At 47.2% G+C, this 8854-nt stretch carries 4 protein-coding genes, 1 tRNA gene, 3 rRNA genes and 1 riboswitch; of the genes, 7 read left to right on the top strand and 1 reads right to left on the bottom strand.

The window, feature by feature from the left end:
- From L4D76_RS11475 to metH, 6 genes are all read left to right on the top strand, one after another.
- Window positions 1-135 (top strand): 23S ribosomal RNA (locus L4D76_RS11475); the annotation flags it as partial.
- 176 nt (window positions 136-311) lie between these two features.
- Window positions 312-427: ribosomal RNA gene (gene rrf / locus L4D76_RS11470) — 5S ribosomal RNA — on the top strand.
- A 49-nt stretch (window positions 428-476) separates the two neighbouring features.
- A tRNA-Thr gene (locus L4D76_RS11465) sits at window positions 477-552 on the top strand.
- Between the two features lie 8 nt (window positions 553-560).
- Window positions 561-676 (top strand): 5S ribosomal RNA (gene rrf, locus L4D76_RS11460).
- 212 nt (window positions 677-888) lie between these two features.
- Window positions 889-1830 (top strand): homoserine O-succinyltransferase MetA, encoded by a 942-nt coding sequence (gene metA / locus L4D76_RS11455; RefSeq protein ID WP_428441033.1) that lies wholly within the window; start codon window positions 889-891, stop codon window positions 1828-1830.
- Window positions 1831-2046: 216 nt separating this feature from the next.
- On the top strand, window positions 2047-5718 hold the full coding sequence (gene metH / locus L4D76_RS11450; protein WP_428441032.1) for a methionine synthase: 3672 nt from the start codon (window positions 2047-2049) through the stop codon (window positions 5716-5718).
- Window positions 5719-5772: 54 nt separating this feature from the next.
- Here the strand turns inward: metH and lysC are convergent, their stop codons facing one another.
- Window positions 5773-7152 (bottom strand): lysine-sensitive aspartokinase 3, encoded by a 1380-nt coding sequence (gene lysC, locus L4D76_RS11445; RefSeq protein ID WP_428441031.1) that lies wholly within the window; start codon window positions 7150-7152, stop codon window positions 5773-5775.
- 115 nt (window positions 7153-7267) lie between these two features.
- Window positions 7268-7454: riboswitch (Lysine riboswitch) on the bottom strand.
- Between the two features lie 248 nt (window positions 7455-7702).
- Between lysC and L4D76_RS11440 the strand changes: the two genes are divergently transcribed.
- Window positions 7703-8821, top strand: coding sequence for a pyridoxal-phosphate-dependent aminotransferase family protein (locus tag L4D76_RS11440; RefSeq protein WP_428441030.1), 1119 nt, complete (start codon window positions 7703-7705; stop codon window positions 8819-8821).
- Window positions 8822-8854: the final 33 nt, after the last annotated feature.

The following is an 8854-nucleotide window of genomic DNA, read 5'->3' as shown; positions in this document are numbered from 1 at the left end:
GCCCTGAGATGAGTCATCCCTGATACTATAAGTATCCTAAAGGGTTGTTGAAGACTACGACGTAGATAGGCAGGGTGTGTAAGTGCTGCGAGGCATTGAGCTAACCTGTACTAATTGCCCGTGAGGCTTAACCATACAACACCCAAGGGGTTTTGTACTGAAATCGTTCCAGACGATTATCAGTATTTCCTACATCCTTGTAGGTCACGGACTCCATAAGCACTTGAATGGTGTTTGAGAACGAYTTGAAAAACTAGTTAACTTTCCAAGATTGCTATTTTCGGCGAATGCCGGGAATAAACAAGAATTTGTCTGGCGACCATAGCGCTGTGGCCCCACCTGATCCCATGCCGAACTCAGAAGTGAAACGCAGTAGCGCCGATGGTAGTGTGGGGTCTCCCCATGTGAGAGTAGGTCATCGCCAGGCGCCAAATTTCTAAAATTCGTTTGTAACGAATTTTAAAACAGAACAATGTGCTGGTATGGCTCAGTTGGTAGAGCGCACCCTTGGTAAGGGTGAGGTCCCCAGTTCGAATCTGGGTACTAGCACCATTATTTTGTTCAGCGACAATAGCGCAATGGAACCACCTGATCCCATGTCGAACTCAGAAGTGAAACGTTGTAGCGCCGATGGTAGTGTGGGGTCTCCCCATGTGAGAGTAGGACATTGCTGAGCACCAATTTAAAACCCAGCCAATGGCTGGGTTTTCTCGTTTCTGGCGTCTAGAAATTAAATTCTAACCCTCTGTTTTTATCCTTTTTTCTCTTCTTCGATTTTCTTTTGTGCTTCTTTTTACACTCTTTTACTTGCGCATCGTCACGATTTTCTATAGTTTTGTTTAGATATCTGGACGTCTAAACATCTTAAGGGTTAAGGAGTAAACCAAGATGCCAATTAAAATTCCCGATCGTTTGCCAGCTACGGACATTCTGCGTAGTGAGAATATATTTGTGATGACTGAAGCAAGGGCCGCTAGCCAGGGAATTCGTCCGCTTAAAGTATTACTGTTAAATTTGATGCCAAAGAAGATTGAGACAGAAACACAGTTTTTACGTTTATTGTCTAACACTCCTTTGCAAGTTGATGTTGAGTTATTACGTATTGATAACCGCCCGACTAAGAACACCCCCACTGAGCATCTGGATACTTTTTACCGGCAATTTGAAATGGTGAAAGATCGTAATTTTGATGGATTAATCGTGACTGGGGCACCTCTGGGATTGGTGCAGTTTGAAGATGTGCTGTACTGGGAAGAGATCCGGCTCATTATGAACTGGGCCAAAGATCACGTAACCTCAACAATGTTCGTCTGTTGGGCTGCCCAAGCCGGATTGAAACTGCTTTATGATTTGCCTAAGCGGACCAGGAAGGAAAAGCTATCAGGCATATATCAGCATTGCATCCATGATTGCCATCATCCCATTTTGCGCGGTTTTGATGAGACCTTTAAAGCGCCGCATTCTCGCTATGCTGATTTTTCTCCGGACTACTTAGCTGAGCATACCGATTTAGATATATTGGCAACTTCAGAACAAGCTGGCGTATATTTGGCGGCAACCAAAGATAAACGGAATGTTTTTGTAACGGGCCACCCTGAGTACGATGTTGCTACCCTTCATGGTGAATATATTCGAGATCTTTCTCAAGGCATGGATCCTACTATCCCGGTGGATTATTATCCTGATGACAATCCGGAGAACCCGCCTATTGCAAGCTGGCGCAGCCATGGTCATCTGCTGTTTCTCAATTGGTTGAATTACTGTGTTTATCAGCAAACCCCCTATGATCTCGAACACTTCTCAGAAGATAATTTTACTAAAGATGACTAATCGCTAATCGGTTGCTATTAGATATAAAAAAGACCTGCTTAGCAGGTCTTTTTTGTATAACAAGGTAGCTATCCTGATTGGTATAAGCTGATACCGATAAAAACGTTCTTCTATCCCGGATTTGTTTGGATAATGAAAATATATTTAGACGTCTAGATTTCCATCTGGGCTGTGGTAGGATGTTATTCAGCTGTAAAATTGGAAAAAGGAAGTAGTGTGGTGCTGAAGGGAAAAGAATTATTACAGAGTCGATTAAAACAGCAGATCCTGATCATTGATGGTGGCATGGGCACCATGATCCAGGGCTATAAGCTGGAAGAAGATGACTATCGCGGTGCGCGGTTTGCTGATTGGCATAGCGATCTGAAAGGTAACAATGATCTGTTGGTCCTGACGCAGCCACAATTGATCAAAGATATTCATAGTGCCTATTTAGAAGCAGGCGCAGATATTCTCGAAACGAACACCTTTAATGCCACGGCTATCGCGATGGCTGACTATGACATGGAAAGCCTGAGTGCCGAAATGAACTTTGAGGCTGCCAGGCTAGCGCGTCAGGCAGCTGATGAATGGTCGGCAAAAACGCCAGAGAAGCCTCGTTTTGTGGCCGGTGTTCTTGGTCCAACTAACCGCACTTGCTCAATCTCACCAGATGTTAACGATCCTGGTTTTCGTAATGTTAGTTTTGATCAATTAGTTGAAGCCTATTCTGAATCTACTCGTGCCCTGATTAAAGGCGGTGCTGATCTGATTTTGATTGAAACTATCTTTGATACCTTAAATGCTAAGGCATGTTCTTTTGCGGTTGAAACTGTATTTGAAGAAGATGGTATTGTTTTACCTGTCATTATCTCAGGGACGATCACCGATGCTTCTGGCCGAACTCTTTCCGGTCAGACGACCGAAGCTTTCTATAACTCGATGCGCCACGTTAAGCCTATCGCTTTTGGCCTGAACTGCGCCCTGGGCCCCGACGAATTACGTCAGTATGTTGAAGAGCTTTCTCGTATTTCAGAGTGTGCTGTTTCGGCTCACCCGAATGCAGGGTTACCCAATGCCTTTGGCGAGTATGATCTTAGCCCTGAAGATATGGCTGAGCATATTGCAGAATGGGCGCAGAGTGGCTTCCTTAATTTAGTCGGTGGTTGTTGTGGTACGACACCAGATCATATTCGTCAGATGGCAGAAGTCACGAAAGATGTAACGCCACGTTGCTTGCCGGAGATCCCTACGGCCTGTCGCCTTTCTGGTTTAGAGCCACTTATTATTGAGCCTGATACGTTATTTATCAATGTTGGTGAGCGGACTAACGTTACCGGTTCGGCCCGGTTTAAGCGTCTGATCAAAGAAGAACTGTATGATGAAGCGCTTGAGGTTGCCCGCCAGCAAGTGGAAGCTGGTGCTCAGATCATTGATATTAATATGGATGAAGGCATGTTGGATGCGGAAGCGGCAATGGTACGTTTCCTTAATCTGTGTGCGACCGAGCCTGAGATCTCTAAAGTCCCTATTATGGTCGATTCCTCTAAATGGGAAGTGTTGGAAGCCGGCCTGAAATGTGTCCAGGGTAAATCGATCGTCAACTCGATCTCAATGAAAGAAGGTAAAGAGAAGTTTGTCGAGCAAGCGAAACTGATCCGGCGTTATGGTGCGGCAGTGATCGTGATGGCGTTTGATGAGGTGGGGCAGGCGGATACCAGAGAGCGTAAAATCGAAATTTGTACCAATGCCTACCGTATTTTGGTTGATGAAGTCGGTTTCCCGCCTGAAGACATTATCTTTGATCCGAATATTTTTGCCGTTGCGACAGGTATCGACGAGCATAACAACTATGCTGTCGATTTTATTGAAGCCGTTGGAGAGATTAAACGAACGCTGCCACATGCGATGGTTTCCGGTGGTGTCTCGAACGTCTCCTTCTCGTTCCGTGGTAATAACCCGGTAAGGGAAGCAATTCATGCCGTGTTCCTGTACCACTGCTTTAAGAACGGCATGGATATGGGGATCGTCAACGCCGGTCAGCTGGCGATTTATGACGATCTGCCTGATGAACTGCGTAATGCAGTAGAAGATGTGGTGCTTAACCGCCGCGATGACAGTACCGAGCGGTTATTGGATATTGCCGGTAAGTACCGTGATAGCGGCGCAGTTGAAGAAGATCGTAGTGCGCAGGAGTGGCGTGGCTGGCCAGTTGAGAAGCGTTTGTCGCACGCGCTGGTCAAAGGCATTACTGAATTTATTGTCGAAGATACCGAAGAGGCCCGTGCTAACGCTTCGAAGCCACTGGAAGTGATCGAAGGTCCTCTCATGGCGGGTATGAATGTTGTTGGCGACCTGTTTAGTGAAGGGAAGATGTTCTTGCCACAGGTGGTGAAATCAGCCCGGGTAATGAAACAAGCGGTCGCTTATCTGGAGCCGTATATTGATGCAGAAAAGCAAGCCGGGCAAACGAACGGTAAGATCCTGCTGGCAACCGTCAAAGGTGATGTACACGACATAGGTAAGAATATTGTTGGTGTCGTTTTGCAGTGTAATAACTACGAGATCATCGACCTTGGTGTGATGGTCTCTTGTGACAAAATTCTGAAAGTCGCCAAAGAAGAAAATGTCGATATTATCGGCTTGAGCGGATTGATCACGCCATCACTGGATGAGATGGTGCATGTTGCCAAAGAAATGGAACGTCAGGGCTTTGATCTTCCTCTTATGATTGGTGGGGCGACCACCTCAAAGGCGCATACAGCCGTAAAAATTGAGCAAAACTACCACGGACCCGTGGTTTATGTTTCCAATGCATCCCGCGCAGTTGGGGTGTGTTCGACGTTACTGTCTGATGAGCGCCGGCCGGCATTTGTTGAACGTTTGAATAAAGAACATGAAATAGTGCGGGAGCAGCATGCTCGCAAGAAACCACGTACAGCACCGGTGACGCTAGAAGCAGCTCGGGCGAATAAGGTTGTGATTGATTGGGATAGCTATACACCGCCAGTACCGGTTAAACCGGGTGTGCATGTCTTTACGGATTTTCCTGTCTCTACCTTGCGTAAGTATATCGACTGGACGCCATTTTTTATGACCTGGTCATTGAGTGGTAAGTATCCGACTATTCTCAGACATGAAGTGGTTGGTGAAGAGGCTCAGCATTTGTTTGATGATGCCAACCAGCTACTCGATGAGATTGAACGTAGTGGCATGATGACAGCAAACGGGGTATGTGGGCTGTTTCCTGCCAATGCTATTGATGATGATATCGAGGTATACACGGATGAAAGCCGCACTGAAGTGTTGACGGTACTTCGTGGTTTACGCCAGCAAACTAAAAAGCCGAAAGGACCAAATTATTGTTTGTCTGACTATATTGCGCCAAAAGAAAGCGGGAAACCTGACTGGATCGGAACGTTTGCGGTGACTGGTGGTATTGGCGAACACGACATAGCAAAGCAATTTAAAGCTAAAGGCGATGATTACCACGCCATTATGATTCAGGCTGTGGCTGATCGCCTGGCAGAAGCATTTGCGGAGTGCTTGCATGAGACTGTCAGGAAAGAAATTTGGGGCTATGCGCCAGATGAAGCGCTTGCTAACGACGATCTGATCCGTGAAAAATATCAGGGTATTCGTCCGGCTCCGGGGTATCCGGCTTGTCCGGAACACACCGAAAAAGGTGAGATCTGGAAGTTGCTGGATCCAGAAGCGAATACCGGTATGACATTAACAGAGAGTTATGCCATGTGGCCTGGGGCGGCGGTCTCAGGTTGGTATTTCTCGCACCCGGATTCTCGCTTCTTTGCAGTGGCACAGATCCAGGAAGATCAGCGCGATAGTTATGCTGAGCGTAAAGGATGGGATTTAATTGAAGCCGAGAAATGGTTAGGCCCAAATCTCTAATGCGATGATGACAGAAGGCAAAGGCGCTCAGGTGAGCGCCTTTATTTTATTGTGTTATTCAAAGATCTCGCGATGGAGTTCTTTTACAACCGGTTTAGCATCTTGTTCTTTGACTAAGAAGCACAGGTTATGAGGGCTGGCACCGTAGCAAATCATTCTCAGGTTAAAGTCTTCCAGCGTATTGAAAACCTTGGAGACGGAACCTTTCGTATTGCTCATCTGATTGCCAATTAAGGCGACTAAGCAGAGATCCTGCTCGACCTCTACCCGGCATAACTTGGTAAGTTCTTCCAGTGCCCCCGGAGGTAGTTGTGGGGTACCGCCACTAGTATCGGTTTGATCCAGGGTCAATGAAACGCTGACTTCAGAAGTGGTGATCAAATCAACAGAGACTTTATGCTCAGCCAAAATCCTGAACACTTCAGCCAGGAAGCCATAAGCGTGGAACATATTGAGACTGGTTAGTGTCACCATAGTCTGATTACAGCGCAACGCCAAGGCGCGGAACAGAGGAGCAGCACTGACACTTTCCCGAATCCAGGTGCCACCCTGTTCCGGTGCTTTGGATGAGCCGACAAAGACAGGGATCTGTTGACGGATCGCTGGGCGTAAAGTCGACGGGTGCAAGATCTTAGCGCCGAAGTTGGCCATCTCATATGCTTCACTAAAGCTGATCTCTTTGATCGGTTTTGCTTTCGGCGCAATACGAGGATCGGTGGTGTACATACCTGGAATATCAGTCCAGATCTCCAGGGTTGCAGCATCAATCGCCTCTGCCATCAGGGCGGCACTGTAGTCGCTGCCTCCGCGGCCCAAAGTGGTGGTTTTACCTTCGGCATCAGAGCCAATGAAACCTTGTGAGACTACCACGTGATTGGTAAATAGTGGGGTGAGCTCTTGCTGTGATAACTGGCGGATCACTTCGGGGTGTGGAATTGCTCTGCCGAAATGGCTGTCTGTGCGCATGACATCGCGAATATCAAAGCGGACAGCATTGATCCCTTGCTCGATCATGATTTGGGTAAATAGGTGGGTGGAAAGCAGTTCACCATTTGCGACTAGCTGATCGGTTAACTCTGTCGAAGTGTGCAGTGCGGCTTGCTCCGCCAGAGTGGCAACCTGATCCAGTAAGTTGTTGACGGCTTCTAAAATCGGGCTTGGTTGTTGTAACTGGCTGATAACGGATTGATGAATGTCAGTCAGACGCGTCAGTAAGGCAAAGCGATGCTCTGAATCTGTCACACCGTTAGCCAGTTCAACCAGGATGTTGGTTACCCCGGAACAGGCGCTGATTAGCACCAAACGGGTTTGCGGGTTATTTTTGATAATCGTGGTGCTACGGCTCATCGCTGCAAAATCTGCAACGCTGGTACCACCGAATTTGGCCACCGTGAACGGTGGTGAAGTTGCTGAATTATGATTTACAAGGCTCAAGGTAAGTCTCCCGGTAACAATAAAAATATAATGAGGAAAAGGGAATTTACTCGGATAAATATTCCCAATATCTAATTGTCAGGAGAGCAGGCAGGCGAGACATACGAATAGCGCGACAACCAGAAGCTCTCCACCTTTTACTCATCAAAAATAAAAGGTGACAGCCAGAAGGATTCAACCTTCGAAGCCGATATTGCTGGTTCCCTGTCCAGCAATACCTCGGCGTTATTCCCCCTCTCTACACTGCTTCGGGGTGGGGCCCCGCAGCCTAGATACCTGGATAACGCTCCTCTTCTGTCTTTACCTGATGGCATACTTTCCATCAGGATGAACAAAACTTGTCCTTCATTGAATAGGATTTGTTGTTAGGTTGTCAATCTTTCTGTGGTTATTTATGCAAAATAAATGCAATTGATTGATAATAGTTTTCAACGAGACTTGCGACTTAGGGGAATTCCTTTAATACTCTGTAGCTGCATTAGTGTAATTATTCCCCCAACATATAATAAAACAGGGAATTGCTGACCTCTTACCTCAAGGAGAAACAATAATGACAATTGGGAGTTTTTATCCGCCGCAACGTACCCTTATGGGTCCCGGCCCATCAGATATTTATCCGCAAGTTTTACAAGCATTGAGCCGTCCGACAGTGGGTCATCTTGATCCCGTATTTATTGGCATGATGGATGAGTTGAAGCAACTGCTGCAATACGCATTTCAAACGGAGAACACCTTTACTATCGCCGTTTCCGCGCCAGGTAGTGCCGGGATGGAGGCATGCTTCGTTAATCTGGTTGAACCGGGTGATAAAGTCATTGTTTGTCGTAATGGTGTTTTTGGCGATCGTATGCGTGAAAATGTGGAGCGCTGTGGTGGTCAGGCTGTGCTGGTGGATAATAACTGGGGTGAGCCCGTCGCTCCGGTACTGGTCGAGCAGGCACTCGTTGCGCATCCGGACGCGAAAATTTTAGCTTTTGTTCATGCAGAAACGTCAACCGGTGCGTTAAGTGATGCTGAGACCCTAGCGCAGTTGGCGCGTCAGCACGATTGTCTGACGATTGTTGATGCCGTCACTTCCTTGGGGGGCGTTCCTCTGCGGGTGGATGAATGGCAACTGGATGCGGTGTACTCGGGAAGCCAGAAGTGCCTGTCTTGTGTACCGGGCCTATCGCCACTGACGTTTTCCCAGCGGGCCATAGATAAAATTCAGAGCCGCACTACACCAGTACAGAGTTGGTTCCTGGATCAAAGCTTAGTGCTGGGTTACTGGAGCGGGGAAGGGAAACGCAGCTATCACCATACCGCGCCGGTCAATAGTTTGTATGCGCTGCATGAAGCTTTGGTGTTGTTACAAAATGAAGGGCTGGAAAATGCATGGCAGCGACATAAAGATTTGCACCTTGAGTTACGTGAAGGGTTAGAAAAACTCGGGATTGAGTTTGTTGTAGATGAAGCCTCTCGTTTGCCACAACTTAATGCGGTATATATTCCCGAAGGGGTGGATGATGCGTTAGTGCGTCAGACCTTGCTTGAACGTTATAACCTGGAGATCGGCGCCGGTTTAGGTGCGTTAGCGGGCAAAACCTGGCGGATTGGTCTGATGGGGTATTCGGCAAGAAGTGAGAATGTTGCCTTATGCCTAAAAGCATTGGAAACGACGCTGAAATAATGAAAGGTTGAATTTCTGCCTGAATTCAATAAA

Origin of the sequence: Photobacterium sagamiensis (assembly GCF_050337085.1) — a bacterium.
Taxonomy (GTDB): domain Bacteria; phylum Pseudomonadota; class Gammaproteobacteria; order Enterobacterales; family Vibrionaceae; genus Photobacterium; species Photobacterium sagamiensis.
Note: the sequence above shows the minus strand (reverse complement) of the source record. Positions and strands in the feature narration are given on the sequence as shown.

What these genes read in the sequence shown, in the direction of transcription:
- metA (WP_428441033.1), top strand. Translation starts at nt 889, where the DNA reads ATGCCAATTAAAATTCCCGATCGTTTGCCAGCTACGGACATTCTGCGT.
- L4D76_RS11440 (WP_428441030.1), top strand. Translation starts at nt 7,703, where the DNA reads ATGACAATTGGGAGTTTTTATCCGCCGCAACGTACCCTTATGGGTCCC.